Source organism: Novosphingobium sp. UBA1939 (assembly GCF_002336885.1).
Lineage (GTDB): Bacteria > Pseudomonadota > Alphaproteobacteria > Sphingomonadales > Sphingomonadaceae > Novosphingobium.
Map to the genome: position 1 here is coordinate 1 of NZ_DDFB01000026.1, position 25,785 is coordinate 25,785.

34 protein-coding genes are annotated in these 25,785 nt (G+C 64.4%); 12 read left to right on the top strand and 22 right to left on the bottom strand.

All coding sequences use genetic code 11. The features are described 5' to 3' along the window. The 15 genes from B3547_RS04180 to B3547_RS04250 form a co-directional block, all read right to left on the bottom strand. A partial coding sequence (locus B3547_RS04180; protein ID WP_292960499.1) for a hypothetical protein occupies positions 1-499 on the bottom strand: 499 nt, incomplete at its 3' end. Between the two features lie 188 nt (positions 500-687). Beyond that, positions 688-2,907 carry a hypothetical protein gene (locus tag B3547_RS04185; RefSeq protein ID WP_292960501.1) on the bottom strand — a complete coding sequence of 740 codons (2,220 nt, stop codon included), beginning with the start codon at positions 2,905-2,907 and terminating at the stop codon, positions 688-690. A gap of 1 nt (position 2,908) precedes the next feature. Next, positions 2,909-3,493, bottom strand: coding sequence for a hypothetical protein (locus tag B3547_RS04190; RefSeq protein ID WP_292960503.1), 585 nt, complete (start codon positions 3,491-3,493; stop codon positions 2,909-2,911). Positions 3,494-3,495: 2 nt separating this feature from the next. Further along, positions 3,496-3,921 (bottom strand): hypothetical protein, encoded by a 426-nt coding sequence (locus B3547_RS04195; RefSeq protein WP_292960505.1) that lies wholly within the window; start codon positions 3,919-3,921, stop codon positions 3,496-3,498. After that, positions 3,918-6,194, bottom strand: coding sequence for a hypothetical protein (locus tag B3547_RS04200; RefSeq protein ID WP_292960508.1), 2,277 nt, complete (start codon positions 6,192-6,194; stop codon positions 3,918-3,920). Before B3547_RS04200 ends, B3547_RS04195 begins: the two co-directional genes overlap by 4 nt. A 6-nt stretch (positions 6,195-6,200) precedes the next feature. After that, on the bottom strand, positions 6,201-6,833 hold the full coding sequence (locus B3547_RS04205; protein WP_292960510.1) for a hypothetical protein: 633 nt from the start codon (positions 6,831-6,833) through the stop codon (positions 6,201-6,203). A 127-nt stretch (positions 6,834-6,960) separates the two neighbouring features. Then, complete coding sequence (locus B3547_RS04210; protein ID WP_292960512.1) at positions 6,961-7,389, bottom strand: hypothetical protein; 429 nt, start codon at positions 7,387-7,389, stop codon at positions 6,961-6,963. 87 nt (positions 7,390-7,476) lie between these two features. Beyond that, the gene (locus tag B3547_RS04215) at positions 7,477-8,385 is read right to left on the bottom strand and encodes a phage capsid protein (RefSeq protein WP_292960514.1); all 909 of its coding nucleotides are present in this window, start codon (positions 8,383-8,385) and stop codon (positions 7,477-7,479) included. 228 nt (positions 8,386-8,613) lie between these two features. Then, entirely contained in the window at positions 8,614-9,471 is an 858-nt protein-coding gene (locus B3547_RS04220) for a hypothetical protein (RefSeq protein WP_292960515.1), read from the bottom strand. Next, entirely contained in the window at positions 9,464-9,814 is a 351-nt protein-coding gene (locus B3547_RS04225; protein ID WP_292960516.1) for a hypothetical protein, read from the bottom strand. The genes B3547_RS04220 and B3547_RS04225 overlap by 8 nt, the downstream gene beginning before the upstream one ends. Further along, positions 9,811-11,493, bottom strand: coding sequence for a portal protein (locus B3547_RS04230; RefSeq protein WP_292960518.1), 1,683 nt, complete (start codon positions 11,491-11,493; stop codon positions 9,811-9,813). Before B3547_RS04230 ends, B3547_RS04225 begins: the two co-directional genes overlap by 4 nt. Positions 11,494-11,514: 21 nt before the next feature. Beyond that, positions 11,515-12,324: a hypothetical protein gene (locus B3547_RS04235; RefSeq protein WP_292960519.1), complete on the bottom strand. Its 810-nt coding sequence runs from the start codon at positions 12,322-12,324 to the stop codon at positions 11,515-11,517. Between the two features lie 15 nt (positions 12,325-12,339). Further along, positions 12,340-12,585, bottom strand: coding sequence for a hypothetical protein (locus tag B3547_RS04240; RefSeq protein ID WP_292960520.1), 246 nt, complete (start codon positions 12,583-12,585; stop codon positions 12,340-12,342). Continuing rightward, a complete protein-coding gene (locus B3547_RS04245; protein WP_292960521.1) occupies positions 12,585-14,180 on the bottom strand; it encodes a hypothetical protein in 1,596 nt (531 codons plus the stop codon). Before B3547_RS04245 ends, B3547_RS04240 begins: the two co-directional genes overlap by 1 nt. Further along, positions 14,177-15,001, bottom strand: coding sequence for a hypothetical protein (locus tag B3547_RS04250; protein WP_292960522.1), 825 nt, complete (start codon positions 14,999-15,001; stop codon positions 14,177-14,179). The genes B3547_RS04245 and B3547_RS04250 overlap by 4 nt, the downstream gene beginning before the upstream one ends. A 1,244-nt stretch (positions 15,002-16,245) precedes the next feature. Here B3547_RS04250 and B3547_RS04255 point away from each other — a divergent pair. From B3547_RS04255 to B3547_RS04270, 4 genes are all read left to right on the top strand, one after another. After that, the gene (locus B3547_RS04255) at positions 16,246-16,476 is read left to right on the top strand and encodes a hypothetical protein (RefSeq protein ID WP_292960523.1); all 231 of its coding nucleotides are present in this window, start codon (positions 16,246-16,248) and stop codon (positions 16,474-16,476) included. Between the two features lie 3 nt (positions 16,477-16,479). Then, a complete protein-coding gene (locus B3547_RS04260; RefSeq protein WP_292960524.1) occupies positions 16,480-17,058 on the top strand; it encodes a hypothetical protein in 579 nt (192 codons plus the stop codon). Between the two features lie 86 nt (positions 17,059-17,144). Further along, the gene (locus B3547_RS04265; protein ID WP_292960525.1) at positions 17,145-17,333 is read left to right on the top strand and encodes a hypothetical protein; all 189 of its coding nucleotides are present in this window, start codon (positions 17,145-17,147) and stop codon (positions 17,331-17,333) included. Positions 17,334-17,343: 10 nt separating this feature from the next. Next, positions 17,344-18,123: a hypothetical protein gene (locus tag B3547_RS04270; RefSeq protein ID WP_292960526.1), complete on the top strand. Its 780-nt coding sequence runs from the start codon at positions 17,344-17,346 to the stop codon at positions 18,121-18,123. Here B3547_RS04270 and B3547_RS04275 read toward each other — a convergent pair. Next, positions 18,120-18,494 carry a hypothetical protein gene (locus B3547_RS04275; RefSeq protein ID WP_292960527.1) on the bottom strand — a complete coding sequence of 125 codons (375 nt, stop codon included), beginning with the start codon at positions 18,492-18,494 and terminating at the stop codon, positions 18,120-18,122. The genes B3547_RS04270 and B3547_RS04275 overlap by 4 nt on opposite strands. Before the next feature lie 46 nt (positions 18,495-18,540). Here B3547_RS04275 and B3547_RS04280 point away from each other — a divergent pair, with 46 nt between their 5' ends. Both B3547_RS04280 and B3547_RS04285 read left to right on the top strand, forming a co-directional pair. After that, the gene (locus B3547_RS04280) at positions 18,541-18,858 is read left to right on the top strand and encodes a hypothetical protein (protein ID WP_292960528.1); all 318 of its coding nucleotides are present in this window, start codon (positions 18,541-18,543) and stop codon (positions 18,856-18,858) included. 82 nt (positions 18,859-18,940) lie between these two features. After that, complete coding sequence (locus B3547_RS04285; protein ID WP_292960529.1) at positions 18,941-19,153, top strand: hypothetical protein; 213 nt, start codon at positions 18,941-18,943, stop codon at positions 19,151-19,153. A 207-nt stretch (positions 19,154-19,360) separates the two neighbouring features. Here the strand turns inward: B3547_RS04285 and B3547_RS04290 are convergent, their stop codons facing one another. The 6 genes from B3547_RS04290 to B3547_RS04315 are packed head-to-tail and all read right to left on the bottom strand — an operon-like array spanning position 19,361 to position 23,719. Further along, the gene (locus tag B3547_RS04290; protein ID WP_292960530.1) at positions 19,361-19,678 is read right to left on the bottom strand and encodes a hypothetical protein; all 318 of its coding nucleotides are present in this window, start codon (positions 19,676-19,678) and stop codon (positions 19,361-19,363) included. Continuing rightward, on the bottom strand, positions 19,671-20,123 hold the full coding sequence (locus B3547_RS04295; RefSeq protein ID WP_292960531.1) for a hypothetical protein: 453 nt from the start codon (positions 20,121-20,123) through the stop codon (positions 19,671-19,673). The genes B3547_RS04290 and B3547_RS04295 overlap by 8 nt, the downstream gene beginning before the upstream one ends. Continuing rightward, a complete protein-coding gene (locus B3547_RS04300; RefSeq protein ID WP_292960532.1) occupies positions 20,120-20,485 on the bottom strand; it encodes a hypothetical protein in 366 nt (121 codons plus the stop codon). The genes B3547_RS04295 and B3547_RS04300 overlap by 4 nt, the downstream gene beginning before the upstream one ends. Then, entirely contained in the window at positions 20,482-22,344 is a 1,863-nt protein-coding gene (locus tag B3547_RS04305; RefSeq protein WP_292960533.1) for a hypothetical protein, read from the bottom strand. Before B3547_RS04305 ends, B3547_RS04300 begins: the two co-directional genes overlap by 4 nt. 36 nt (positions 22,345-22,380) lie before the next feature. After that, the gene (locus tag B3547_RS04310; protein WP_292960534.1) at positions 22,381-23,505 is read right to left on the bottom strand and encodes a DUF7146 domain-containing protein; all 1,125 of its coding nucleotides are present in this window, start codon (positions 23,503-23,505) and stop codon (positions 22,381-22,383) included. 4 nt (positions 23,506-23,509) lie between these two features. Continuing rightward, the gene (locus B3547_RS04315; protein ID WP_292960535.1) at positions 23,510-23,719 is read right to left on the bottom strand and encodes a helix-turn-helix domain-containing protein; all 210 of its coding nucleotides are present in this window, start codon (positions 23,717-23,719) and stop codon (positions 23,510-23,512) included. 134 nt (positions 23,720-23,853) lie between these two features. Here B3547_RS04315 and B3547_RS04320 point away from each other — a divergent pair, with 134 nt between their 5' ends. From B3547_RS04320 to B3547_RS04345, 6 genes are all read left to right on the top strand, one after another. Further along, positions 23,854-24,210 carry a helix-turn-helix domain-containing protein gene (locus B3547_RS04320; RefSeq protein ID WP_292960536.1) on the top strand — a complete coding sequence of 119 codons (357 nt, stop codon included), beginning with the start codon at positions 23,854-23,856 and terminating at the stop codon, positions 24,208-24,210. 200 nt (positions 24,211-24,410) lie between these two features. Beyond that, positions 24,411-24,893, top strand: coding sequence for a hypothetical protein (locus B3547_RS04325; protein ID WP_292960537.1), 483 nt, complete (start codon positions 24,411-24,413; stop codon positions 24,891-24,893). Continuing rightward, a complete protein-coding gene (locus tag B3547_RS04330) occupies positions 24,890-25,096 on the top strand; it encodes a hypothetical protein (protein ID WP_292960539.1) in 207 nt (68 codons plus the stop codon). Before B3547_RS04325 ends, B3547_RS04330 begins: the two co-directional genes overlap by 4 nt. Beyond that, positions 25,093-25,224 (top strand): hypothetical protein, encoded by a 132-nt coding sequence (locus B3547_RS04335; protein WP_292960541.1) that lies wholly within the window; start codon positions 25,093-25,095, stop codon positions 25,222-25,224. Before B3547_RS04330 ends, B3547_RS04335 begins: the two co-directional genes overlap by 4 nt. Positions 25,225-25,327: 103 nt before the next feature. After that, complete coding sequence (locus B3547_RS04340; protein WP_292960543.1) at positions 25,328-25,540, top strand: hypothetical protein; 213 nt, start codon at positions 25,328-25,330, stop codon at positions 25,538-25,540. A gap of 25 nt (positions 25,541-25,565) precedes the next feature. Continuing rightward, complete coding sequence (locus B3547_RS04345) at positions 25,566-25,733, top strand: hypothetical protein (protein WP_292960545.1); 168 nt, start codon at positions 25,566-25,568, stop codon at positions 25,731-25,733. Positions 25,734-25,785 lie beyond the last annotated feature (52 nt).

The window sequence follows — 25,785 nt, forward strand, 5'->3', positions numbered from 1 at the left end:
CGCCCGCGCCGCCCAGCAGCGCGCCGCCCAGGAACGCGGAACCGACGTTCAGCGCCGCTTCGGCGCCAGTCATGCGCTCGCCCAGCGCCTCACGCCCTCGCATCCGGTCGGGCGTCATCGCCAGTTCCTGCCCCGCGTTGATAACGCCTTCGCGAAGCATGGTCTGCAAAACCGTCTTTCCGCCGCCGCCCAGCATCAACGAAAGCGGTCCTGCCGGGCTGTCACCGATGTCCACGGCGGTTCCGCCGATCACATTGGCGGCAAACCCGGACACGCCTCCGCCCCGTGCCAGCGTGGCAAGGTCCGCGTCACGCCCGCCATTCCGGCGGCGGACTTGCACTTCAAATTCTTCTCGCGTCGCGGGAATGTTCTTGAAGGCGCTGGGGTTGCGCTGGCGTTCCGCTTCCACCGCTTGCCAAACCTTGTCACCATCGACGGAGACCGGCCCCAGCAAACCCCACAGCGGATCGCGGCGCAATGAGGCGGGATCGTGCCCCATGTCCTGCAACGTCTGCGCCAGGCCGTCGTATGCCTCATAGACACGTCCGCGCCGCGCATCCTCCGTTTCATCGGCCGCCGTGCGGAAGCTCGCCCCGATCTGGTCAAGGAATGAAGGAGCGGGAGGCGGGGGCGGAAGCGGCGTTTCTTTCGGTGCGGCCCTACGTTCGTTTGAAACTGGATAGGGCATCAGCGACCTCTGTACTCTTTGGCCTGCGCCTCATGTAGGCTCTGCGCATAGGCGTCCGCTTCCTGTGGTGTTCTGAAGATGCCAAGGTGGCGACCCGTTCGATAATAGGTCGCCATCGCTTCCTGATCGGTCATGATGCGACCATCGTCGGAAACCGTTGGCACCAACACTTCGCCCTGATCGGTGCCAAAGCTCATACTGCGAACGGTGGAAATGGAGCCGTCGCTATTGTGAACCACGGGCCGCTTGTGGAGATCGATATTTCCAGCCTGTATCAGGCCCGGAATCGCAGGCGACGGAGTGCGCTTTGCCACATTCCCTGGCGTTGCATCTGCACCAAGCAGAAATGGCCTGCCGCTCTTGGATACCAACCAGTTGCCACCCCGATCTTGCAGGCGGTAATACATTGATCCATCGGGGTCGGCATGGTCGACGACAAGTTGGTAGTTCGCCAGCACGTCCGCCTTGTTCACAGGTTGACCACCCGGATAGCGCACGTCTTTCGCGGCAAAGTCGTATCGGGATAGGCGCGCATCAAATTCGGATTCGTTCCAGCCACGCGGCAGTTCAACTTTGCGCCCGCGCACCGTGCCAAGCCCGCCTTGCCACGTCCCGTCCGGCCGGGCCGTCGCCCCGAACATGATCTTGACCGCCTTTTCGAAGCCGGCGGCGCTCCACGCGCCGGACGTGCCGCCTTTCGCCTGCGATCCCACGTAGAAATCAACGGCCGCCTGATAGATGTCTTCCGCGCCCCCAAGGGAATTCATGATTGCGGGGGAAACGACGCGGCGGAACGTCTCGCGAATTGCGTCCTGATCGATGCCGCCCCCCTTCGTGGGTTTCACCGGCAGAAACGGGGCCTTCGCCGTATCGGGCAACCGCGCCCCCAGCAGCGCGGTATCCTGTTGCGCCGGCGGCAGATTGGCGATCATCGCCAGCTTGTCCTGCCCCATCTTCACGGCAACGCGGTGGCGCTGATCTACCGGCATGGCCGAAAGCCGCGCCATCACTTGCGCCTGTCCGCCTTCGCCGGATTTCCACAGCGTCGATAGGTTGTCCCCCTCGGCATCGTCACGCAGGCCGATTGCCTTGCGTGCAGTCGCTAGGCGGCGCGTTTCTTCCGCCGATGCCGTGCCGGCGTTCACCTTCGCCTGCAACGCGGTCGCCAGGTTGGAAAGTTCGGGCGTTGCCATGCCCCGGTACTGCTGCATCTGCGCGGCGGAATCGGCCATGTAACCGAACTCCAGCAGGTCGGCCTCTTTCAACCCGGCCGACTTCGCCCGGTTGAACGCCGAAACCACTTCGCTTTGCGGCACGGCATCGCCATTCTCGATGCGGACCTTGATCGCAGCCAGCGCATCCTTGGCGGCCGATCGTTCTTCGCTGGCCGCACGCTCCGCCATATAGGCGGCTTCCTTTTCGGCCGCGCCCGCACGCTGGCCATAGAGCCGCATTTCTTCGGGCGTGAACACGCCGTTCAACTGGCCGGATTGCAGGATTTCCTTGGCCGCGCCGAACTGCCCGCCGCCGATCAATCCATCCAGCGTAGCGCCAAAGCCTTGCCGCAGGGCATTGTCCCACAATTTGGCCTTGGCATTACCCGGCCAATCGGCCGCGTCCATCATTTGCTTGATCGGCACGAGGTCACGGATCAGCTTCTGCGGATCGGGTGCGCCAAGCTGCTCGTTGGCAACCGAGTTTATAGCCTTTTCTACCCCGCGCCCTTGCGCTTCTGCGCGCTGACCCAGCGCCCATACCGATTCATCCCCGATCACATCGGCCCGGGCCGAAGCGATGGCGGGGGCGAAGCGCTGCATGACTTCCGGGTCGTTTCCGGCGGCGCTGGAAAGGCCATCCATGAACTTGCCCCAGCGATCGTCCATCGCCTGCGTTACCGCCGCTTCATGGCCCATCGCCCCGTCGGCCGTCTTGGTGCGCAGATCGGCGGCCTGGATGCGGGCCTGCTCTTTTTCGTCAGCCAGCTTGCCAAGCCATACTGCGGTGACCGCGCTCTGCTGGCGTCGCCTTTCCTCCATGGCGATCCGATGTTGGCTCGCCGCTATCTGATCCTGCGTTTGCGCGTTCTGATCGGCGATCCGCGATCCAGCCTGGCCCAGCGTGGAAAGCCCCTCGCCGATGGCGTCCAGTGTTGAGGACTGGCGCACCTGCTGGCGCAGGACGACACTGGAAGGAAGCTTGGCGACGTATCCCTCTGCCATGTCAGTAGCTCCGCAATCCCGGGAAGCTGTTGGCATCGTATTGGCGGGAATATCCGCCAGCGAAGCCGCTTGATGTCGTTCGCGGTGGAGCAACGGTGCTACCGCCAAGCTGCACTCGGCGTTCGGTCGCCAGTTGGGTCTGCAACAGGTTCCGGTTCCGCATATCGTTCGCGCCCGAAAGCACGGTGGAAATCGCGTTGAACGCGCCCGAGATGATCGCGTTGCGCGCCGCCACGCGATGCTGATCCGCGCTCATCAGATAGTTGCGCTGCTCGCCCATGGCCTGGGTGCGCCGCGCCGCGATGTCCAGTTCGGCCTGCTTGGCGCTGGCCGCGATCACGTCGGCCGCGCTGCCCGTGCCCACGGCAATGCCCGATCCGGCCATTTCCGTCAGGGCATCGCCCGCCGCCCGTCGTTCCGCGCGCCGGATCGCGCCCACGTCCTGCTCACCCGCCAGCAGCGAAAGGCGTGCGTTCTCGGCATCGACCGCCGCCGCGGCACTCTCGCTCCGGCTCGCGCCGATCGATTGCGTCAACCCGCCCACCGTCTGCATCGCCAGCGCGGCGGCCGGAAGGATACTTCCCATGATTATACTCTCCGCCAGATTTGCAGGTCGCCGCCATCGGGCGCGGCATCGGTCAGGATCGCATCCGGCCGCAGGCCCAGCAGCCATGCCCAGCGCTTCGCTTCCGCCCGGTCCTCAAGCGTCGCGTCCACGCGCCGGTGCGGCAGGCCGGCGATGAACCGGCGCGTCGCCGTCAGCAGCCGGAACGATGCATGCCGCTTGTCCAGCGCGAACAGGCCCCACAGCGTCGCGTAGCCGGCGTGCTGCTCGATCGCGCCCCCGCAGAAGATCGCCCGGTCGCAGGCATCGCGCACGGTGAAGGCATTGCCCGCTTCGCCAAACCGGTGCGCCGCGCGCTGGCGATCGTGCCAGGAAAGCGCCACCAGCTGCGTCGGTTGCAGCACCAGCTCAAGCGCGTCTTCCGCCCGGAAGGGATTGATCCGGATCATCGCTGCTGCACTTCCGTGGTGCCGCTCCACGCAAGGATCGTGGCCTGAAAGGGCGCAACGCGCCGCGCTTCCAGACGCGGCCGGCGGGTCCAGTCTCCGGCCTGCTCGATAATCCGGATGCCGCTTTCCGGGGCGAAGCCTTCATCGGTCGGGGAATCGCCCTGCAACTGTTCCAGCGGAACCAGGGTGTCGGGCACGCCCACCTCAAGGCCCTGCGACAATTCGACTTCGATCCAGCCTCGCCCGATCCGCGCCATTTTTCCGCGCGCCGGTCCTGTCTCTCCCCCGCTTTCGATGGGCAGGCCGGTCAGCACCGCCTCATAGGGCAGGCCGGCCACAACCGGCGTCGCCGGTTCGGGCAGGGTAAACTGGCCGGCAGCGTCGGTTTCCACCTGATACCACGCGCCGGACGCCACCACGTCGATTGTGCGGTTGCGCAGCACGGGATGGGTAAAGGTCGCCAACGGCTCCGCGTCATCATAGATCGCCGCCATATCCAGCATCACGGCGTTGACGTCGCTATCGCCGTCCTCGCGCCACTGCGCCATGCGCAGCACATGCCACGCCCCGCCGAACTCGGCCGCGATCCAGACTTGATCGTACACCCCATCGGGATCGGTGATGCAGCACAGATCGCGCGCAAGCATCCCGCTTGCCAGTTTGCGCCTGCCCCAGCCCAATACCTGTTCGTCGGGAAGATAGACGGCACAGGCAAGCGTGCCATCGCCCACCACCGCCCACAGATGGTTCAACGGCAGCGACTGCGCGGCCAGGCGAACGAACTTGGATTTGCCGATGTGCCGGGCATAGCGGGTCAGGTCCACGCCCGCTTCGGTGTTCCGGCCCGGATCGTAATCGCCTTCATGCACCCGCCGCCCGGAACGGTCGATGTAGATGGTGCGGCTGTCCAGCGCCACCGGCTCGGGCGTGCCGCAACTGCGGTTGTTCTGCCGATCGACACGCCGGTTGTTCGGCCCTACGCCACTGCCGGTGCCCGCCGGGCCAAGCGCGAACATGCCCGTCTTGTTCAGGATCAGCAGCTTGTCGTCGCCCACCATGTGGAAAACGGGGTTCGGGTCCGGCAACTCGGCCGTCAGGGCCATATCGTTGGTAAGCTCGCCCAGCTCGTTCCAGACGGCGAAGTTGTGCAGGTCGCCCGATGCGCTGCCATAGACGGTGTTGTCCTTGGACAGCCACAGCCGCTCGTTCCAGATGCAGGCGGATTCCGGATGCCCGCGCGTGTCGCTGAACGCGCCGAAGCGCCAGCGCCATGTGCCATAGGCATAGCTGACCGATCCATCGACTGGCACCCATGATCCCCATTCGGGATCGTAGTAGCCGCCGGTGTAGTCGTAATTTCCGTCCACGCTCGAGAACGGCAGGTGCCGAAGCACCGTCGCGCCTACCTCGGTTGCGCTCGTGAAGCTGGTTATGCGCAGGATGCCGATCTTGTCGTGCACGTATTCAAGCTGCACGCCCGCCGCCGGCTTGTCGTTGATGTCGGTGCCATGGCCAACGCCATCCCACTCCACGCCTTCGGTATGCACGGGGCTATAGCCGCCCGTCCGCATCGCCGCGCCGCCACCCACCACGCGATAGACGCGCTCCTCATAGGTCAGCAGTTGCCCGGCGGTTACCGTGATGCCCGGCTCCCATGCCGGAATGTCGCCGAAATCCTCCGCTTCAAGCTGGAACAGGCCGCCAACGTCGGTGGCCGCGAAGATCCCCGTTGTGGCGGTCAGGGTCACGTCGCCGGAAAGCGCGGACGCGGAAACGCGCAGTCCCTTGTCCTCGTTGCGATCTTCGAACGGGCCGTTCTTCAGTTCCAGATCGGCGAAGGAAAACGCGGTCGCGCCATCGCGGCGGAACTCGCGCGGCTTCTTGCCCCGCATCGTGCAATAGAGCACGTCCTTGTCGTGATGCGTGCGCAGCTGCTGCACGTCGGCCCAGCTATAGGGGCTGGCCACTTCCACCGGCACGCCGCCGATCGCGATCAGCGCGTCGTTGGTATAGACGCGGAACTTGCCGGCGCTGGCTTCGATCACATGGCCTTGCGTTGAAAACGGCTCGAAGCGGATCAGCCGGCACGGCCCCGGCGCTTGCGCCACATGGATCGTGCCCGGCATCGCCTCCGCCGGGCCTTCCACCAGCGGCGCCCATCCCACCATCTGCTCCACGGCGATGGCGTAGATGCCCTGGTCGATGCGCGCGGACAGGCGGCGCGAAAGCTCGCCACCGTTGAAGCTGGTCTGAACCGGTGTGGTGCGGCTCATAACACGTCACCGCCAACCGGCGCGAGGGCTGGGCCAGTGTGCCGCTGATAGCCAGTCGCTCTTGACGGCCAGCGCGCTGCGGCTCGTGCGGCCCGTCTGAAGGCCATCGGTGCGCTTGGCCAGTTTCAGCGCGGCGTCTGCGCTCTTGCGCGCGCGATCGGTGATCGATTCCGATTGCGTCACGGCATCGGCCATGCGGGCCGCTAGCTCGGTACGCACGGCCTTGACGAAATGCGCGGGCCAGCGGCTCACCGTCATGCCCAGCTCGGCGGAAATGTAGCGCAAGGGCAATGGCGCTTCCCGGTTGGTCAGGATGCGCCCGCCTTCCTCCTCGCCTTCGAACCACAGATCGGTTTCTTCGCGGTTCGGCACCAGCCACCGCATGTTGTCCACGGGCAGGGCATAGGCATACTTCCAGCCAAGGCCCGCTGGCAGTTCTTCCTGCAGGGGCAGCACCGTGCGGCGGATCGCGAAGTTCCAGGTGTGGGCCGGCAGCAGTTCGCGCACAACGTCGGACCAGTGCTGGCGCGCCTGCGCGGCCGTGTTGCCCCTGTCGTCGATCGATTGCAGGCGGGTTGTGCTGCCAAGGTCCGCCAGCGCACCGTTGACGATACCGGTCTGCGATGGCGTATCGGACATCATGGCCTCATAAGAAAGGCGGCGCGCCGGATGTCCTTCCGATCCCCATCCGAAGTTCCAAACTCCGGCGCGCCGCAGGTTGGCGAGGCGGGCCTTGGGAGAGGTTAAGGCCCGCCTCGCTGGTCGATCAGCGCTTGGTGACGATGAAATCCACGATCAGCGTGCCCGCAGCCGGCCAGTTGGCCGATGGCGTCAGCAGCACTTCTTCGGTGTCGGTGGACGGGTCCGCCGCCAGGGTGGCGATGGTAAGATCGCAACGCTTGGTGGCATTGGCTGCGGGGCCGGCGGTGGCCGTAACGTACTTGGCCGCCGTCGTCGCATTGCCCACGGTGATGTTGGTCGCGGAAATGTTCTGGTCGCTGGAGATGGTGAAGCCCTTGGGCACAACGCCCGCCGGCAACTTCGCCACGCACAGCGGATTCTGCGTTCCGCCCACGCCGGCATCGGCGAAGTTGAACACGTTGCGAAAATGGCGGGTGCCGGCATTCACGCTCGTGCCCGGCGCCTTCTTCAGCGGATCGGTGTCGCTATAGGCGGAACCGTACTTGGTCGGCATGGCCTTGTTCCTTCTGACTGTCCCGGCAGTGGCCGGATGGATGCAGGAAAGCAGGCCGGACGGCGCATGGCCGCCCGGCCGTGCCGGTTACCGGGTCTGGAAGATGAAGCACTTGTCTTCGTCGGTGCGGGCCACCGCCGATCGCGCTTCGCCGTAGAACTGCTGCGAATGGTTCTTGTCGTTCCGGTCGCTGATCTTGCCCCAGAACTCCACCCACTTACCGCGATGGAGGCCGCTGCCGACGAAGCACGGCAACTGCCGCGTCACCCCCGCGTCGGTGTAGAAGTTCGCCCAGCTTTCCGGCATCGATTCGGCGTCGGGCGTGATGCTGAAGAAGCGGAAGCCCATGAACGGCTTGATCTCGCCTTCGACCAGCGGCTTTGACCCGTTGTAGTCGTGGCTCTTGTACTCGGGGATTTGCAGCAGCGCGCTTTCGTCCTCCGGGCACAGCAGGATGATCGGTTTTTCCCGCTGGATGTTGACGTGCCGCTTGCGCAGCAGCTCGCGCATGCCGATCAGCTTGTTCAGCGTCAGGCCCACGCCGCCATGCACCAGGACATTGGCGTTCTTGAACGGCACGGCGGTATCGCCGAACTCGCCGGACCATGCGTTGCCGAAGAAGCCCACGCCGAACATGTCGTCGTGATAGGTCGCGGCAGCGGCGGCCACTTCGCGCACCAGCGGGCTGCCAAGATCGACTTCCGTGGTCTGCGCGTCCTCGCGATCCAGCAGCGGCGCGACGTTCTCCAGCGGGCCGGGCTGAATCCAGCGCGCCACGCTGTCGATGTCGGTATTGTCGGTATCGCTGTTTCGGCCCGTTTTGGGCTTCATCTTCAGCCGGCCGAAGCGGTTCTCGATGCGGGCCTTCTTGTTGCCGGTATAGTCGTTATCGCTGCCGCACAGGGGATAGAGCATCCCCGGTTCCTGCCGCAGCGTGGCGGTCACGTTGTTGCTGAAAGTGACGTTGCGATGCTTATCAGCAAAATCTTCGGACATTTTGCCCTCCTGGGTCAAAAAACGAACGGGTGAGGTTGGTTTTTCGACCGGGGAAGCGGCAGGTGCCGGGCCGATCTGGCGGTTCACGCACCGCGTTGGCGTGGCTGCTTTCGCCAGAGCATCCGGGGCTTTGCAGGGCAAAGGGAGGCCGGAGGGCGCCGCCGGGCATCAACAGGGATGAAAACTGCCCGGCGGCGGCACGTATTTACCGTATAGGTTGAAAAAAGGTCAAGCCCCCCTGCGCGCGATAGCTTGATTGAGCGCGTCCCACTTCTTGGCCTCGGGTGATCCCTTGACCTTCGCCTTGGCCATGAAGTCGGCATCGCCCATCAAGCGATTGGCCTCCTGTTGCGCCGCTTCGGGGGCCATGTTCCCGCCGCGCAGGGCCACTGCCGCGCCATCCACCTTTTCCAGTTCGCCGGTCTTCTCGGCCAGCGTGAACAGTGCGCGCATGGTTGCCCCCGCGCCCTTGGCATTGGCCAGCGAATCCAGTGCCTCAAAGTCCGCGATGCCCGCCGCGCGAAGCATGTTGTTCACGGCCTCAATGCGCGTGTTGTAGCCTTGCGTGCCAAATTCCAGGTCCAGCGCCTGAAAATCGGCCTTGTTCTGCGTGGCGATCTTGGAGACCAGTTCCGCCTGCTGCCGGTTGAAGAACGCCGCGGTGCGTTCGGCAAAGCGCGCCGGGATACCTTCATCGAACGCGAACTGGCGATAGGCGGTCGCCATTTCGCCGCTGTCACCTTCCGGAACCTCGAAGTTGTACTTGTCCGCGCTTTCCGGCCGCAGCTTCTCGCCAAATTCCTTCCACCCCGCATCGTCAGCCGGGATCGGCACGCGCCCGCGCGCCCATGTGCGCGTTTCCTTCAGGCCCTTGGCCAGGTCTTCGACCGTCGCATAGCGGTTCAGGTCGGGATCGGCCCGGTATTCGTCCGGCAGGCCGTTCATCCAGGCCGGCAAGGATGGTGCCGGGGCCGGCGCGGGCGCTGCGGCCGGTGCAGGGGCTGGCGCGGGGGCAGGCGTCGGCGCGGGTGAGGGCGCGGGCGCGGGCGTGCCACCACCGGCAAGCTGCTGGGAAATATCACTCACTTCGGGTCTCCCTTATTTGGCGCGCCAGGCGCGCGAGCTTCTGTGAATCCGCGCGAAAGCGGCTGATCACGTGCAGCACGATCATCCGCGCGCCTTCGGTCATGCGCAGTTCGGTATCGCTGGCGTTGATCCGCGCCTTGCCAAGCCCCGCGATGCGCGAAATGTCGTCCAGCACGATCATCGCGTCCGGCGTCAGCTGCTCGCCGGCCTCCCCACCAAGGAAAAGACGCTGGTAGGCGGCAATAACCCGCTTTTCGTGTTGGTAGGCCCGCAGGCGCGCCAGCACGCCATCGCCATCCGGCTTGTGCCGGGCGGCCATGGCTTCAAGTTCGCGCTCGATCATGCCAGGCCGCCTTGTGGCAGCGGTTGGCCGCCCGCCGCATTGGCCTGCGCCGCATCGGTCAGCACCGGCACGGTTTTCAGCAGCTGGTCAAGCTGGGCCTTCTGCGCCTTGTCGGCGTCGAACGCCTCGCGTTCTTCCTCCGTGGCCCGCATCGATGCCGGCACCCCGGCGATGCGCGCCAGTTCGGGGATCACGCGCTGCATCGGGAACTCGCGGCGGAAGTCGTCGACCACGGACGGATCGAATTGCGCCAGCGAACCCACTTGCGATGCCAGGTTCAGGAACGCGGCGCTTTTTCCAGCCTCCTGCAAGGCCGTCAGGCCATTGTCATAGCGGATGCCAAGGCCGCCGCTATAGGCGAGATATTCCGCCACTTCGGGCGGCGCGTCGTCGAACAGGCCGATTTCCGCCATCAGCACAAGTTCCGCTTCCGTCATCGGGGAAAGCCAGTGCTGTTCCTGAATGGCCAGCGGGGACAGCAGCAGGCCCTTTTCCGCCGATTCCTCCGCGATCCGCGCCGCCGGGATGTGGCTTTTGTATTCGCGGTTCAGTTGCAGCAGATCGCGGTAGAAAACCCGGTCGATCAGCTGCTTTGCTTCGGCAGACAGTTCCTGCGCGTCGCGCGCGTCGCTGTTGGTCAGCATTTCGCGCACCATCGGCTCGCCGCGCTCGTTCATCCCGCCAAAGGTCAGGCCGAACGGCTTGATCTCCACCACGTCGATGTCATCATCGGGCAGCAGCAGCGGCGGTTTCAGGTTCAGTTCCGCCGCGAACACGCGATCGGTCCAGATCTCCAGTTCCATGCAAACGCGCGAAAGCACCTTCATCGAAGGGCTGCGGCCCCACGTCGATTTGTTGGACCGATTGAAGCAGCTTACGATCCGGCGTTGCGAGTTGTAGCCGCCTTCCTTGAACAGCATTTCGTCTTCAACGGACCAGTAGCCGGCCGACCACACCTTGCCCTTTGCGTCCAGGCGCTCCGGATCATAGGCCCGGTTGGGCTCGATCACATGCAGGAACGTCATCGAATGGTTCGGCTGTGCATTCGGCCCGGTCATGTACTCACGAACCTTGGGCGGCGCATCGTCACCCCATTTCGCCAGCGCCTGTTCCGCCGTCAGCTCGATGGCACGGTGCGATCGCATCACGTTGCCTTCGGCATCGCGTTCGATCCACACGTCACCCACGAACTCGGATTGATAGGAAAGCCCCGCGATCCGGCCCAGCTGGTCACGGCGTTTGTCCACCCACAGGCTTTGCGGGCCGAATGAGAATATGCTCATGGCCGATTCATGCACGTTGCCAACGAAGCCGCTGCGCGGATCGTTGCGGAGGCTGAAAAGCTGCTTTTCCTTGGCTTCCAGCCATTGCTGATGCGCCACCTTCCGCATCAGGCTTTCATCGCCCAGTTCCAGCTTCTGCCAGCGCTGGCCCTTTGGCATCACGTAGGATTCGAACACCGATACGCCGTCTTCCAGCGCCTGCGTGGTATAGGGTTCGTGGTTCATCCCCATCATGGGCTGGTTTTGCAGCCACTTGCTCTTGCCCATGCCCCCGGAAAACAGATTGTCCTGCTCGGGGAACACAAGCCGCGCGATCAAGGCCCACACGGTATCGTAATTCGATCGGGCGGCTTCCATGCGCGCCTGATTGGCCTTCACCTTGTCGGGATCGATCATCGCGGCTTGCCCTCTCTCGGATCAGTCGAAGCGCAGGAAACTGGCGGGGATTTTGGCGCTGCGGCCACCGCCCACCGGCAACGGCTGCAACAGGCTGGACTTCGCCCAGGCGTCGCCTTCGTCATCCAGCAGCCAGACAGACATGACTTCGGCCGCGTCCACATGCACGGGGAAGGCAATTTCCGCCGTCAGCATGAATGAATTGTCGAAATGGCGGAATGCGAACTTGTCGCGGGTAAAGCGCAGCCGGGAAATCGATGCGATTTCCACGTCATCGGCATCCGCAAACGCCACCGTTACCGATCCGGTCAGCGACGGGATGCCAGTGGCGATTTTCATCTTCTCGCGAACGATGGCCGGCGCTGGTTCCTTGCCGATCTGCGCAAGGACGTCCTTCGCCTTCTCAAGTTCGTCGAACAGGTTGCCGATCGCATCCGTGGCGATCACGATCACGGAATCGTCGCCTTCGACAACGTAGCCGGCGCGCTCGAGTGCAGCGCGCAGCACAAGAATGTTGCCGTCACTCTGCGATTCGTCGTTGGGCAACGGTGCATCGGGGAAGTCGCCGGGGGCAGCACCGCCGGTCTGATCGGACAGGGCCGCGCCAGTTGCCTCGCCCCCGCCCTGGGCGTCGCTCTCATGCGCGGTACGCCCGGCCATTTCCGCTTCGATCGCCTTCACCAGCGTCGTTCGCGCATGGCCGGCATGTTCCAGTTCCAGCATGGCGGCCAGATCGCCCGTGCGAATATCAGGCAGCTTGGCTTCGATGGATGCGACGGTGCCCTTGATCAATTCGGACAGGTCGTATTCCACGGTCTTTCCGTCTTCCATGGTCGTTCCTTTCGGTCAGGTGCCCAGCTTGCTTTTCGTACCGCTGGACGGGTCAGCTTCCGCGCCAAGGCCGCCGGTGCGGCGGTTCACGCGGCTCCCGCGGCGACTGGCCAGTTCGTCGGAAATGGTGCCGCTCGTGCGGTCCACCCGCTGTACCGGCGCGGCATAGGTCTTTGGTTTCGGCGCCAGCGCGGACGAAAGCGCCGCCGTCGCGCCAGCGCTCGCCACGCCGGCTATCAGCAAAGGTGCGATGGCTCCCATTATCGATGCTCCTTGTGGGCGAATTGACCGGTTCCGAAGTCCGCACGCCGGCGCGAACGGTGCTGCTCGCCATCGGCGCGCCCACGGCTGCGCCCGTCGCTATCGGCGCGCGCGCCGCGCTTGGTCAGGCCCAGCGCCAGGTACTGGCCGCCGTCATGAACGTGGCTGAAGTCGTTCTTCAGCGGCTTGTCGGCCCAGCGGCCGGAACCGTTGGAAAGCTGGCTGCGCAGGATCACGTAGCCGTTCTTGAAGCCGCGCCGCAGGAACCGGCACTTGTCCGAAATCGACAATGCGGGTTGCCCGCCAATCATCTTGGTCAATGGTCGGCGCACCGCCTCCAGTCGCTCGGGCAGGCGGTTTCCGTTGCACGGCGCGGGCTTGATCTTCCATGCCGCAGCGTTGATCCCGCCCTCTTTCAGCGTCTTCTGGAATGCCTTCCAGAATAGCTTGATCCAGCCATAATCGTCGCGATCTTCGCCGTAAAAGGCGGCCGGATCAGCCCACGCCCCGCCGAATGTGAAGTGGGCATAATGCTCAAGCCAGAACTCGCCCACGATGCGGCCGAACACTTCCGGCCCCATCTGCTCAAGGCCCTTGTCGGCATCGTCCTGAAACACCACGCATTCAGCGGTCCAGCGTTGCCGTCCAAGATCGTCAATCTGGCCGAACACAGCAGCCGGCGTTGAGCCACCATCCACCGCAAGGCACATCGGCAAGTCGCGTTGCGGCAGCAGGTCTGGCACGCAATGGATGTCGTCGTTGTACTCGGGATAGACCGGCTGACCGTTGCGCACGGCGCCGAACTCGTTGTCCACGAAGCGGCGGATGTCGTTGGCCGTCAGGCCCAGCATCAGCGATTCGTAGTAACCATCCGGCAGGTTGCGGATGTTTTCCGGCAGCGGGTCTTTCGATCGCCCGCCGGGCTGGCGATGGAACCCGATGTTGAAGCGCGGCCCCAGCGCCTTGCGCAATTCCGCCGCCAGGTCGTCGCTGATCGGCAATTTCTGCTCGACCAGCAGTTCGTAAGTCCAGTTGTCGATGTCCGGCGCGTTGAAATCCGCGATCACCGTGCGATACTGGCATCCGCCATGCGCGGCCGAGGGGTAGCGCCCGGTTCGCGGCAGGCCGAACCGCAGCACGCCCTTGTCCAGCGTATCCACCTCGTTCAGCCACAGGCCGGTAAGCTCCAGCCCCTTGAGCACGTCCTCCGCCTTCTGGTCGCCCATGGCGCGGAAATAGACCTCAATTTCCCAGCGCTCCGGCTCGCTCCCGTCCAGCAGCGCCACATCGAAGGATAGGCGGTGCACCATTTCCCGCCCGTTCCAGTTGTCTTTCGTCTTGGGGAACCAGGTGAACCACGAATTGAGAACGTTGGTTTCCAACTGGCCATAGGTGTCGCGCACCACGCACCAGCGCACGCGGCGCACGCCGTCCGGCCCCTTGTTCTGGAAACGCGGGCTTTGGATGATCTTGCGGATGCAGCTTGTAGTTTTCGCGGAGCCGTACGGCCCCATGATCGCGCAAATCAGGCTTTCGTCCGCGATGAACGCTTCGGAGACCGGGCCGACAGGGGCCAGCATGGCAATGCTGCTCATGCCTCGCCTCCGCTATCGGCGTCGCCGTCGTCGACGTCATCCCATTCGGCATCGACCAGTTGCCCGTCGCGCAGCGTCATGCCCGCCAGCATGTCCGATGTGATCTGGCCGCCTTCCAGCGCCTTCTGGATCAGCGCGCCCGCATGGCGCGTGCGATCATCCAGCTGATCGAAGCCGCCAGCCACGCCACCGGGGAACACCAGCACGCCATCGGACTTGACGTTGACGTTCGCCTCGACCGGTTTCTTGCTGTGGACGTACTCCGCCGTGGCTTTCTGCGCGGCAAGCTGCACGTTCAGCGCCTTGATCGCAACATCGCCCGGCTTGCCCTGCGATCGGCGCGCCGCGCTTTCCAGCGCCTCGCAGGCATCGGCCAGGCGGTTGATGCTATCGGCCGAGACATTGCCGCGCGATGCCTTCACCAGATCATGCACGCCCCGCGCCAGCTCGCTGACCAGTTCGTCTAGCTGGCGTTGGCGCTCCTGGGTGCCGTCCGCGATCAACACCAGCTCGACAAGCTGGTCCAGCGGCGTCGCGTAGAGGCTTGCCATGGCCTCTACGGGATCTCCGTACTTGTGGATGATAAGCCGCGACAATTGCTCGCTGCGCTTGTTCCCCGCGCCCTTTGGACGGCCCGGTCCGCGCGCTGCAGGTGGCGATCGACGCAGGATGCGGAACACGTCGGGCGGCAACGTGCCATCGGCCCGGCGCAGAGCGTCCACGGCGGAGGCATCCGCTTCCACGCCGAACAGGCCCGCCTGCGCCGGTTCTTCCGCTGCGCGGCGCATGGCGCTTTCAAGGGACGAGGGCTTGCTTGACATGCCCGTCACCCCCGGCCTAGCCTGCGCGGGCTGTCACCGCAGAGCGATTCATGCGCCCCACACCGGCCATTGACCCCAACCCGCTCCGCATCGCGCCGATTTTTCGCGCGCAGTAGCAAATCCGGCCTGATGCAAGCCCACACCCCGGACCCCGCGCCCCGGCGACAGACGATCCGCGCCTTCGGTCCGGTCGGGATGGTGCTGCCAGTGGTCGGGGCAAAGCCGCTGGCCGACTTTTCCAGATTTCCGGCCCGGTGTCCGGAACCCGCGTACCTGGGCGCGGCCATGCCGAAGGGGGAAGCCACCCCCCGGCGGCCTTCGGCCGCCGGCCGTCGCGCCGCGCGGATCGCGATCGGCAGGCCGCCCCGCGTCGCCAGACAGGCAATTTGACGACGCACCCCACGAAAGGCGCGGAACTCCGCCGATCCGCTGGCCCGTTGCGACGCTGCCGTTGCGACGGTGCCCAGCGCCAGCCCGCTAAGTGCTTGATTTCCGGCTATCGAGGCCAGGCGGTGTGAGCGCCTGGCCTCGCTGCCGCAGCTGCACGAGCGGATGCTGTCACCAGCGCCGCCGCAGCAGATCGCGCCGTGGACCGCCGCGAAATTCCCCAGCCCGCCGCACGCCCGCCCCCTCAACACCCGTCCGGGCCAATATCCAGCCCTTAGAATATTCGCGAAGGCGGAAGCGTGCCGAGCCATGGCGGCAGGTTTCACCACATACGGCGAATTAACGCAATCTCGGACTGCAAGCGTTCCGAATGTTCTACACTGGAACGCTCTTTAGAACATATATCCTATTGAACTATATAGATAATATGAAGTGTTCCGAATGTTCTGCGTTAGCGCGCGTGTGAAGCGCGCGCGCGTCCCGCGCGTACATCATGAGACCGGCTCGGAAAGCTGGAACGCTGGAACGCCTCACACAAGGCATTGATTTATAAACATATATTGCGTTCCAACACCCTAGAACGCTCGGAACATCGGGAACGCCCACAAGCCTCTCCAAGCCGTCCCATCAACTGCCTGCAAAACCGGGTCCGGGTCCGGGTGGATATAGAGGCGCGAAGGCTCATATTATCCCGTTGTGAGAATAGGTTAGGCGAAGTGAGGCCCGCCGCACCGCGCGTCTATCGACGCGCTGGCGGGCCGCGTCATTTTGTGTATTGACATCCATTTTTCACCATATACGGTAAAAAGCGTCCGCCGCATTCGGCGCTGACAATCCGGCATAGGAGGCCGACCGAAATGACCAAGTTTGCAGAGATGACACCCCCGCAGCGCAACCGCTGGCTGTCATGGGCTGACAGCCATGACTGGGGCGGCGACAAGCCCGCCCGGTTCGTCGACCATCCGGAACACGGCTTTGTCATGGAAACCACCGGCGGTTTCTTCAGCACTGACGAACTCGAAAGCGAGCAAATCGAAACCGCGCACCACGCCACGCCGGCCGACCTGCGCGCTTGGGCGGGGTATTGACCGATGCGCCGCCAACCCGTCACTCGCGAGGATCATATCCCGGCCGGCGCGATCAAGGTCGCGCACAAGCATTCCAGCGCCGTCGCCTATCTCTATGAGAGCGGCGGAAAGCCGGCCGCCATGGTCTTTCATGGCCGCCTGCGTAAGCCCGCGTGGCGCTATCGGTTCCAGAGCGTCCAGCGCCGGGATGCATCGATCGCAGGCTATTTCGCCAGCGTCCAGCACCGCGAAGAATCCCGCGCCGCGCTGAAGGCGAAGGGCCGGGGCGTGGTCGTTGGCGATATTCTGGCCACCTCGTGGGGCTATGAACAGACCAACATAGAATGGTTCGAGGTCACGGCGCTGATCGGCACAACCATGGTCGAAGTGCGCGAGCTGGCCGCCGGCATAGAGGAAACCCACTGGCAGCAAGGCAAGACCGTGCCGCTTCCCGGAGCCTACAAGGGCGAACCCCTGCGCCGGCACGCCCGCAACGGCAGCGTGCGTATCGATGACGTCCGCACCGCCTACCGCGTGGAGCCCACGCACCGGATCGGCGGCAAGGGCGTTTACGCCGCCCGGCACTACACCGCTTACCATTGACCGCTCATTGCGCCGCCGGGTCCGGGATCGGGGCCGGCGGCCATGTGAGCGGCCATCCGGCCGCGTCACTCCCGAAAGGAAACCTCATGCGCAAGAAAATCCGCATCGGCGATCGCATCAAGTTCAAGGCCGCCACGCGGTCCAGCTATCGCGTCGCGGTCCGCAAGGTAAACGGCTTCACGCCAGACGGTCGCCCGACCGTGGGCTATCATGGATGGTCGAACTTCGTTGTTGAGCCTCACGAGATAATCGACCGGCTCGATCGCGAAGGTTGAGGCCCGCACCATGGCAACCCAACTCGATCTATTCGCCACCCCGCCCACAGCCGACGAGCTGGGCGCGCGCATCCTTTCGGCCGGCCTTGCTCCCAATGCGTTCCTGCTCGATCTCAACCGATCGCTGTCCAGCGACAATCAGGCGCTCCCGTGGCCGTGGAATCTCCCCTCCCGCCTCATGCGCGGCCCGATCGCGGTGCAGCAGCCCGAAACCGACTGGCAGGGCAATCATCATCCGCGCCGCATCGGGCTGCGCCATCCGCGCTTGGCCGATCATCCGTTCGTCAAGCAGGCAGAGGCCGCGCTGGGCATGACGATAGACCGCGAACCGCCCCGCAACCGCCACGGTTATTCTGATTCCGATACCGCGCGCTATTGGCACGCGGTCGACCTGATCAGCGCCGGCCGTGTGGATGACTTGTTGCGAACGCTCGATTTCACAGATCCCGGTGCGGTGCTGTCAGCGGTCGCCTATGGGCTGGATTTCGGGCCGCACGAAGGCAAGGCCAAGGGCCGGCCGCACCTCACCCCCAAGGCCGCGCGAACGGTGCTGGCCGCGATCGGCGCGGACTGTCCGGCCGAGGCAGATGACGCCCTGCGCGCGGCGGACTTCGCGGAGGTCAAGCAGGAGCGCGGCAAGCCGCACCGCGTCGTCAATTGGCGCAACACCTTTACCAAGGCCGCGAACGTGTGGGGCCGCATTCTCGGCATCGAACGGGGCTGGCTGAAACAGGGGCCGTTCATCGCATGGACCGATGCCGGCAAGGCTCGCACCGGCGCGCTGATCTAGCGCTTTCGGCGGGTCGGGGCCTTCGATCGCTGCTCTATCACGGCAGCGATGGCCCGGCCGCGCACTTCGTTGCGCATGGTCGCCGTCTGCTGGTTGGCATATTCCCACGAATTATCGAGAACCTTGACGATTTCATTCGTCCATCGGCGATAGTCGCGCTCGCCATCCGCACACAGACCCAAGGCGGCATCGGCGATCGTGGCCGCCGGTTCGGCATTGCCGCGCGCCAGGCGCGATGCATTGCCCAGCGTGCAGCTTTCCCAGGCGGCCAGTGCCTTCTGCCTTTCGGCAATCCGCATCGCCTCGATGTCGCTGCGGCCGGCCGCCGCCACACCCTGCCCCATCAGCACCAGCGCCAGCGCCGCGAACATAGCTTACCCCCTTGCCGAATCGTTCCGCATCCGTTCTCTTTCCAGCATGGCGAAAAGAAGTGGCGCGATAAAGTCTTGGGTGCAGACGCTGGACGTGGCCATCGCGGAAGGCGCGGAAATCCGCATGATCTGCACCACGTGCAAGCAATACCGCGATGTCGATCTTGTGGCCCTGCGCGCCAAGCTGGGCGGCTCCTACAGCCTGATTAACCGCCGCTGCCGCTGCCGCATCACCCCCGGTTGCGAAGGCTGGAACCAGCCTTGGTATCGCGAAGGCGTCTATCGCCATCTGTGGGACGAGGAGACGAACGAACGGTGGATGCGGATCGATTGGGAACGCCAACGCCACGTTAAGAACAAATAGGGAACAAATGCTTTCCTACAAGCATCCGATTCGGCATGATGCCCGCTTCCGGGAATCGCCGGCAGGATGGAAAGGGGACCAAATGGACAACATCACGCAGCTGCACCCGGCCGAACCCATGTTCACGCCGCGCGATCCCGAAGGCGATTACGAGCGCGCCCGCATGGCGCTGGTCGCCCTGCGTGATCTTCTGGAAGCCGTGCCCAGCGTCAACGCGATCGATCCGCCTTCGCTCGGCGCGATGCTTGGCCTGATCGCGGAAAGTCTGCCGGAATGGCCGGGGCTGGAGGATTGATGTTTGCAGTCTTGGCTCAAGCTGCCCGCTCAATGTTCACAGACGCTGGGCATCAGGAGCGCTCCTTGCGCGGCGGATCGTAATACGGGCAGTACGTCCGCATCAGTTCATCCCGCAGTGGGCAGTTGTTCGCGTAAGCCATGCGTTGCTGTCGATCAAAGCCGCAGTTCGGGCATAAGGCTTGCACGGGAACTCGTGGTTCAGTGGTCATGGGGCAGACTCCCAATATCGAATTTGGTATTCATCAATTAGCGATACGGCGCCATCTTCCGACCAGTCGAATAGTGGATCACCGAACTGGCAATTCTCGTCTTCGCAGAATGCCTTCAATGTTTCGACAGCATCGTTCCAGGCAATACGCGGGTCCATCGTCGGATCAACGGCCAGTTGTCGAAGCTGCATCGCTTTCACGAACTGGATGCGCGGATTATTGGCGATAGCCCGGTCAATCGCATTGTTCATCTTTGCGTCGATAGTTTCGCGTACGGTTTTTTCGACGGTGCGCCGGATCATCCAATCAAGCATCGCCCCTGACCTCCCCCTTCATGGCTGCGATGAATGCTCGTGCCTTTTTCCCGCCATCGGCCTGCAATGCGTGTCGTCCCGTATCGCCTTCGCTATGGATCAGTCGGGCCAAGCGCGCTTGTTCACCGTACCATGCCAGCGTCTCGATCAGTTTCTCCACCCTAGGCACCGGCACAAGCTCGCCGGACCTGTAAGCGTTGACGAGGGCAACGATGAACGCGGCGTTTGCGGCGCTGGTCGGACCGCAACCGGTTATCGCAGGGCACTTGCCATCGGCGTCCAGCATGACAAGGGAGTTGCCGATAGGGTCGGTGTGATGCACTTGCTCGATCAACTCTTGGATGGCCGCATCGGCTTTTCCGTTGATTTGCTCGAACCAGATGCCCCACTCCCCTTGAGTTGCCTTTGCACTCAGCGCGGCGAGGGTGTCCTTGAGGTCGGTCATGACGTCTGCCTCACGATTATGGTGGGGGAATTGACTTTCGCGACCTTGACCAAGGCGGCGTGGAGCATGGCCCCCAGAAACGCGGCCCTTTCCTTCGCGTAGCAGGTCAGCGCTAAATCGATGATCTTAATTGCTTCAAGCGACTGGTAACGTTCGCGATCCGACACAGGGATTTGCTTCCAGAAATCGGGATGAGCACCGACGTAATCGCGTCCCTCGTACTTGAACGATATTACGTGATCGGTTGGGAATTTGTTCCATGTAGCGAACACCGGGGCTCGGGGCATTGCATCGACCAGACGCTTGGCGGCCCGCAATTTTTCCAGCGTGAAACTGTTCGGACGCTCCATATCCTCGCTCACCCCTCATCCCCCTGCAAGGCGGTCAACGGCACCGCCAGCGCGTTGTCCGGCTTTCCGCTGAACCGCACTTTCAGGCCCTTTTCCACGCCGTCGATCTTGGCCAGAGATTGCCGCCATCCGCCGTTGGCCCACTCGCTGCCCTTGAACACTTCGCACAGCGACTTGTTGGTTTCGTAGGCCACGGCCAGGTACTGGCCCTCCCACACTTCCGGCCGCGCATCGTCGATGCGCCAACCGCCCTTGTCGTTCCGCGTCAGCGAAATTACCCGAAGGCCATAGCTTTTCAGCTTGCGCCGCGCTTCTTCGTCGATCGTGGAATCCGGTTCGTCGGTGGCGAACTGGCCGGGCGTGATTTTCAGGGACATTGCCCGGTCCAGCCACGCGCCGATCGGCTCGGGAGACTTGCCCGGCGCGCCCGGCAGCATGTGCGAAAGCAGGTGCAGCTGCACGCGCTCCACGTCGGTTCGCGCCTCGCGCTTGCCCACGGCCATCAGCGGCAGGATCATCGTCACCGCGTTGGCGATGCGTTCCTTGCCCGTGCCCGGCTCGATGTGCATGGCGTCGATCGGGTCCTGCGGCAGATCGTCGTACAGCAGCAGGTCGGCACAGGCGAGGAAGGTGCCATAGGTATCGCGCCAGCGCCCTTCGAAGCGCCGCCGGCCGATCTCTCGGCGATAGAGGTTCAGCGTCGCGTTGAAGCGCGGCCATTGCTCCACCATGCGCCGGTGCATCCGCCGCCCCACCTTGCGCCATTCGGGCAGGTTCTCGGCCAGCTGCTCGGCATCTTCGGGCAGGCCCAGCAGTTCCAGGATGGCGATGCGGTTGCGATCCTCGCCGCGCATCGATGCTATCAGCACGGAAGAAAGCAGGAACGCCGATTGTCCCGTGAACTCCTGCGCCTTGTGATCGGTGGAACCGCGATGCATTTTCGCGCCGCTCGATGATTTCTTCATCAGGTTCATGATCTGCGCCAGGCGCTCGGGCCGATCGTGCGCCTCGGCTTCGTCGATCATCACTGGCAGCGTGTCGTCGCCCAGCATCTGCCGCAGCGCCGCTTCGCTGGCGTCTTCCGTGGCAAGGCACCAATCGGCGTGAATGGCGCGGATCAGCCGTTGCAGCGCCGATTTGCCCGATGCCGTCGGCGCCGCCAGCCACACATGCGCGCGCCACTCCAGCGCGCCACAGATGAACATTTGCGCGATGTGGCCCAGCAGCAGCAACGGCCCGGCCTGCCGGTCCACCCAGCGCCAGTTCTGCAGGTGCTTCAGCAGCGTTTGCGCTTCCAGCGTGGTCGCGGCCTCCGCGCCGGGTTCGGGCAGGCCGGGCAGCGCCGGGAAATAGCTGTCCCCCACCTGCCCCGGCCGCACGTATTCCGGTGCCTTCACATGGCCCTTGCGATCGCGGGCGTTGGCCAGCAGCACCTTGCGGCCCATGTGCAGCACCAGCTGCTCCTCGTCATCCCGCGCGCGGTGCGCCCCTCGGCCGAACACGCGCCCTTGCGGGTTGAAGATGCCCTTCGCGCGGCAATCCTCTACCAGCGCCGTCTGCGCATGATCCTGATTGAATTTGACGACGTTGCCCTTGGCGTCTTTCTGCGGGAAATAGGTTTCCAGCCAGTCGTTGCCGAACCACAGCTTTAGCTCGCCCTTCTTGCAGTCGGGCGGCGAGGTGCAAATCTGGTTCAGGCTGTCCAGAAAGAAGATTTTGGTGCCCTGCACGCCCAGCGGCGTAACCGGGCAAGGCTGCGGCAGTTCCGGCGCGCGCCCGAACACCTCCGGCCCCGCGTCCGCCCCGAAAAAATCGGGTGCGTCCACCGGCTCGGCCGCCGCAATCCCTTCGATGTTCCGCTTGCGGGCCATCAGGCGGCGCGCTCTGGTTGCGGCGAATGCCCGGCGCTATCCATCGTTCCGTATCCCCCGCAATTGGTCATTGAAATCCTTAAATCCCGGGGCCGGCCACAGGCATCGCACCTTGCGCGGACTGCCCTGTTCGCGCGCGCGCAGCTGCTGCGCGCGGATCTGCTTTTCCAGGCTGTCAGATGCCTTCGACCCCTCCGGATCGTTGTCACAGATCAGGATCAGGTCGCCGGCCTGCGGTGGCAGTTCCATCGCGCCCAGGTTGCCCAGCGTGCCCGCCGCCACGATCCGTTCATCCGGGCGCGCCATCGCCACGCTGGCCGCGTTCTCGATCCCTTCGGCGGCATAGACCGGCATTCCCGCCGGAATATCGCGCAGCGGCCCCTTGAACGCGCCCTTGCAGATCGGGATATGCGCGCCCCAATAGGTCGGCCCCCGGATTTTCTTGGCCACCTTCACCCGTTTCCCGTCGATCAGCATATCCGGCAGCTTGTCCCAGCGCCCATCGGGCAGGCGGTGCAGGAACGTCAGGTGACAGCCCACGATCCGCGCATCCACGGACCAGAAGGCGCTGCACATCGCCGGCAACTTGCGCTGATGCTCCCCGTGATACACATCACCGCGGAACCGCAACGCGCTCGGGATCGCGCCGATCGCCGCGAAGTCGATGCCCCGCGTGGCCCGCAGGTATTCCATGGCCGGCGATCCGATCAGCTTGCCCGCGCCAATCCACATGCCTTCGGCCTGCTGGCGCTTGTCCTCGCGCACGCCGTCGCGCCGCTGCTCTGCCCGCCGCTGCGCCATTTCCATGCGCTTGCGCTGTTTCTCCAGCGCGTCGCCGTCCATGCTCTCGATGCCCAGCCAGCCTTTCGCCCAGCGCACCGCTTCCGCATAGTCGGCATGGCCCAGCGCCAGCTTGGCCAGCTTGAGCATATCGCCTTTGCCGGCTTCCTCGCCTTCGTCGCACGAATAGTCCGCCCATGTGCCGGCCTTGTCGCCGGACAGGCGGATTTTCAGCGAATGGCCGCTTTCGCCTGCCACCGATCCGATGGTGAAGAAGCCGCCGGCTTCCACGCCCGCCGGGAAAAGCGTTCGCGCCAGCGCCAGCGCGTTGCCGTTCAGCATCAGCGCAATGTCGCGCGCTTTCAGATCATCGCTCGCCATGGCGTCACGCCGCCGCCTCGACCTTTTCGAACCAGTCTTCGGCTGTGCAGATGCCGCGCGCCGTGATGTCGCGCATGACGGTGCCGTTCGGCAGATAGCCGTTCTCGATGCGGTAGAGTTGCGTCATGCTGATGCCGAACATTTCCGCGAAGGTTTCGCCGGAAATGCGGGGCCTCTGCGCCTTCCGCCATTGCCTGATTTTCAGGCCGGCCATGTGCAATGTTTCGGACATTGCCTTTTTTTGCCTCATATGGTGAAATATGCAAGAGCCGGTTTGGCGATATTTTCACCTAGAAAGGATAACGCGTTGTGACGGCAAGGGTTTTACAATTCACCATTATGCCCAAGGTGATCGAACGCTCTTATCCGAACCGCATTCGCGAATGGCGCAAGGCCGCCGGTCTTACGCTGGCCAAGCTCGGCAAGGCGGTCGGCGTGCCCGGCTCGATGGTCCAGCGCTGGGAAATCGGCGAACGCGATTTGCCGCTGGCGCGCCTGGAACAGATCGCGCGCGCGCTCGGCTGCTCCACCGCCGATCTGCTCAATCTCGAACACGGCGGGCTTCGGCCGGGCGAGCGCGAAATGCTGGACACGTACCGCCAGCTGCCAGAGGTCAATCAGAAGGTCGTGGATTCCGTGATGGAAAGCCAGCAGGCGTTCCGCATCCAGCCAGACGTGGTGCAGCTGCCCCGCAAGACCGGCTGACAGACTTCCATCGCTGAACCGAACGGCCCGCCGGCACCCGCCGCGCGGGCCTTTTTCATGCGCCGATTCGGCCGCGCGAACGGCCCGCTGCAAGGCCGCTGAAATTGTTTCACCATATGTGGCGAAAAAAGCGCTTTTCCTTTTTCACCAAATAAGGCAAAAACGCTCCTAGGTTGATTTCACCCCAGGAGGTTTATTGCATGGCCGCCCAACTTATCGACTTTCCATCCGGCAGGCCGGGGCCAGGCCCCGTTGCCATCCTGTCCGCCCCCACCATGCCCGGTTCGGAAATGGCGGCACGCGCGCCGTCCCGGCCGTTCGCCCAGGCGCGCCGGGAATATACCTTGTGGGAAGTCGCCCGCCTTACCGGGCTGGCGCACGTCTCGCCCAAGGTGATGATTTCCACCTTGCGCAAGCTGGCCGAACAGAACGGCATGCCCCTGCCCAAGACACCGCGCGTCCACAAGGGCCGGATCGTCACCGGCCCGCGCGCCATTGGCCGCCGTTCGCGCTGGGATGCACTGCGCTTCGATGATTGGCTTGATGATTGGACCCCGCCCGGCGGCGGCGCCATCGGCCGCGCCATCGCCGCGCCGGCCGTCCCCGCCGTCTCCCGCGCCATGCGCGATGGCATGGCCGCCCGCGCGGCCGAACTCGCCACCAGCGGAAGGAAGCGGGCATGATCGGCGATGTCGTTGTGAAGTTCGCCGCCATCGTGGCGCTGGCGTTCTCGGTGGGGCTGCTTTTGCAGGCTCTGGCCGAATGGGCCAGTCTCGGCGGCATCTTCCTGTCCAACGGTGAACGCGTAGGCCCCGGCACGGCCACGGCAGGCTTTCTGTGCCTTCTGTGCTGCATGGTGCTCGCCATCAGGGAACTCGCGCAATGATCGGCCGGCGCGCGCTGATCCGCTGCGAACGGCTTGGCGCGGGGCTACTGGCGCTGATCGTCACCGGTGGCCTTTATCACATCGCGGACCGCGTGATCGCGGGCCTGATTGAAACTGGCGCGCTGTGATCGTGGAACACCGCCTTGAACCCGATCCGCCGCCGGGATGCGGTCCATGGTTCCTCATGCCCTGCCTGATGTCCGCAGGGGCCGTGCTGGGCGCGCTGGCGGCATGGCTGGGCTGGTGAGCCGCTACCGCTCCATCGGCCGCCAGAACGCGCGCAGGGCCGAACTGATCGCGTTGCGCGCGCAACGCACGCTCACCCAGGCCGAACGCCTCGAATGGGAGTTGCTCGATGGTCGATACTGGCACCGTGAATTCATGCGCGAACGCCGCGCCCGCAGCCGCGCCCACAACCGCGCCCACTCCGTCGAAGCAGGCTGAACGCCTGCGCCGCCACCGCGCCGCGATGGAATACGCGCGCGCCCACAACTGCACGCCGCTCCAGGCCGAACGCCTGATCCAGCTCGAACAGACCGAACGCAGGCTGGACGCCCGCCGCAAGGCCCGCGCCGCTCGCCACATGCTCACCGAAGAACCCGCGCAATCCCCCTTCTGGTGGCAGCGCGAGGACTGACGGCTCCAACAGGGGAATTTCATGGCTGACCGCCTTACCTCCCGGCATAGCG

Excerpts from the sequence above, each read along its gene's own strand:
- B3547_RS04185 (WP_292960501.1), bottom strand. The coding sequence starts at position 2,907 with ATGGCAGAGGGATACGTCGCCAAGCTTCCTTCCAGTGTCGTCCTGCGC.
- B3547_RS04190 (WP_292960503.1), bottom strand. The coding sequence starts at position 3,493 with ATGGGAAGTATCCTTCCGGCCGCCGCGCTGGCGATGCAGACGGTGGGC.
- B3547_RS04195 (WP_292960505.1), bottom strand. The coding sequence starts at position 3,921 with ATGATCCGGATCAATCCCTTCCGGGCGGAAGACGCGCTTGAGCTGGTG.
- B3547_RS04200 (WP_292960508.1), bottom strand. The coding sequence starts at position 6,194 with ATGAGCCGCACCACACCGGTTCAGACCAGCTTCAACGGTGGCGAGCTT.
- B3547_RS04205 (WP_292960510.1), bottom strand. The coding sequence starts at position 6,833 with ATGTCCGATACGCCATCGCAGACCGGTATCGTCAACGGTGCGCTGGCG.
- B3547_RS04210 (WP_292960512.1), bottom strand. The coding sequence starts at position 7,389 with ATGCCGACCAAGTACGGTTCCGCCTATAGCGACACCGATCCGCTGAAG.
- B3547_RS04215 (WP_292960514.1), bottom strand. The coding sequence starts at position 8,385 with ATGTCCGAAGATTTTGCTGATAAGCATCGCAACGTCACTTTCAGCAAC.
- B3547_RS04225 (WP_292960516.1), bottom strand. The coding sequence starts at position 9,814 with ATGATCGAGCGCGAACTTGAAGCCATGGCCGCCCGGCACAAGCCGGAT.
- B3547_RS04230 (WP_292960518.1), bottom strand. The coding sequence starts at position 11,493 with ATGATCGATCCCGACAAGGTGAAGGCCAATCAGGCGCGCATGGAAGCC.
- B3547_RS04235 (WP_292960519.1), bottom strand. The coding sequence starts at position 12,324 with ATGGAAGACGGAAAGACCGTGGAATACGACCTGTCCGAATTGATCAAG.
- B3547_RS04240 (WP_292960520.1), bottom strand. The coding sequence starts at position 12,585 with ATGGGAGCCATCGCACCTTTGCTGATAGCCGGCGTGGCGAGCGCTGGC.
- B3547_RS04245 (WP_292960521.1), bottom strand. The coding sequence starts at position 14,180 with ATGAGCAGCATTGCCATGCTGGCCCCTGTCGGCCCGGTCTCCGAAGCG.
- B3547_RS04250 (WP_292960522.1), bottom strand. The coding sequence starts at position 15,001 with ATGTCAAGCAAGCCCTCGTCCCTTGAAAGCGCCATGCGCCGCGCAGCG.
- B3547_RS04255 (WP_292960523.1), top strand. The coding sequence starts at position 16,246 with ATGACCAAGTTTGCAGAGATGACACCCCCGCAGCGCAACCGCTGGCTG.
- B3547_RS04260 (WP_292960524.1), top strand. The coding sequence starts at position 16,480 with ATGCGCCGCCAACCCGTCACTCGCGAGGATCATATCCCGGCCGGCGCG.
- B3547_RS04265 (WP_292960525.1), top strand. The coding sequence starts at position 17,145 with ATGCGCAAGAAAATCCGCATCGGCGATCGCATCAAGTTCAAGGCCGCC.
- B3547_RS04270 (WP_292960526.1), top strand. The coding sequence starts at position 17,344 with ATGGCAACCCAACTCGATCTATTCGCCACCCCGCCCACAGCCGACGAG.
- B3547_RS04275 (WP_292960527.1), bottom strand. The coding sequence starts at position 18,494 with ATGTTCGCGGCGCTGGCGCTGGTGCTGATGGGGCAGGGTGTGGCGGCG.
- B3547_RS04280 (WP_292960528.1), top strand. The coding sequence starts at position 18,541 with ATGGCGAAAAGAAGTGGCGCGATAAAGTCTTGGGTGCAGACGCTGGAC.
- B3547_RS04285 (WP_292960529.1), top strand. The coding sequence starts at position 18,941 with ATGGACAACATCACGCAGCTGCACCCGGCCGAACCCATGTTCACGCCG.
- B3547_RS04290 (WP_292960530.1), bottom strand. The coding sequence starts at position 19,678 with ATGCTTGATTGGATGATCCGGCGCACCGTCGAAAAAACCGTACGCGAA.
- B3547_RS04295 (WP_292960531.1), bottom strand. The coding sequence starts at position 20,123 with ATGACCGACCTCAAGGACACCCTCGCCGCGCTGAGTGCAAAGGCAACT.
- B3547_RS04305 (WP_292960533.1), bottom strand. The coding sequence starts at position 22,344 with ATGGCCCGCAAGCGGAACATCGAAGGGATTGCGGCGGCCGAGCCGGTG.
- B3547_RS04310 (WP_292960534.1), bottom strand. The coding sequence starts at position 23,505 with ATGGCGAGCGATGATCTGAAAGCGCGCGACATTGCGCTGATGCTGAAC.
- B3547_RS04315 (WP_292960535.1), bottom strand. The coding sequence starts at position 23,719 with ATGGCCGGCCTGAAAATCAGGCAATGGCGGAAGGCGCAGAGGCCCCGC.
- B3547_RS04325 (WP_292960537.1), top strand. The coding sequence starts at position 24,411 with ATGGCCGCCCAACTTATCGACTTTCCATCCGGCAGGCCGGGGCCAGGC.
- B3547_RS04330 (WP_292960539.1), top strand. The coding sequence starts at position 24,890 with ATGATCGGCGATGTCGTTGTGAAGTTCGCCGCCATCGTGGCGCTGGCG.
- B3547_RS04335 (WP_292960541.1), top strand. The coding sequence starts at position 25,093 with ATGATCGGCCGGCGCGCGCTGATCCGCTGCGAACGGCTTGGCGCGGGG.
- B3547_RS04340 (WP_292960543.1), top strand. The coding sequence starts at position 25,328 with ATGGCTGGGCTGGTGAGCCGCTACCGCTCCATCGGCCGCCAGAACGCG.
- B3547_RS04345 (WP_292960545.1), top strand. The coding sequence starts at position 25,566 with ATGGAATACGCGCGCGCCCACAACTGCACGCCGCTCCAGGCCGAACGC.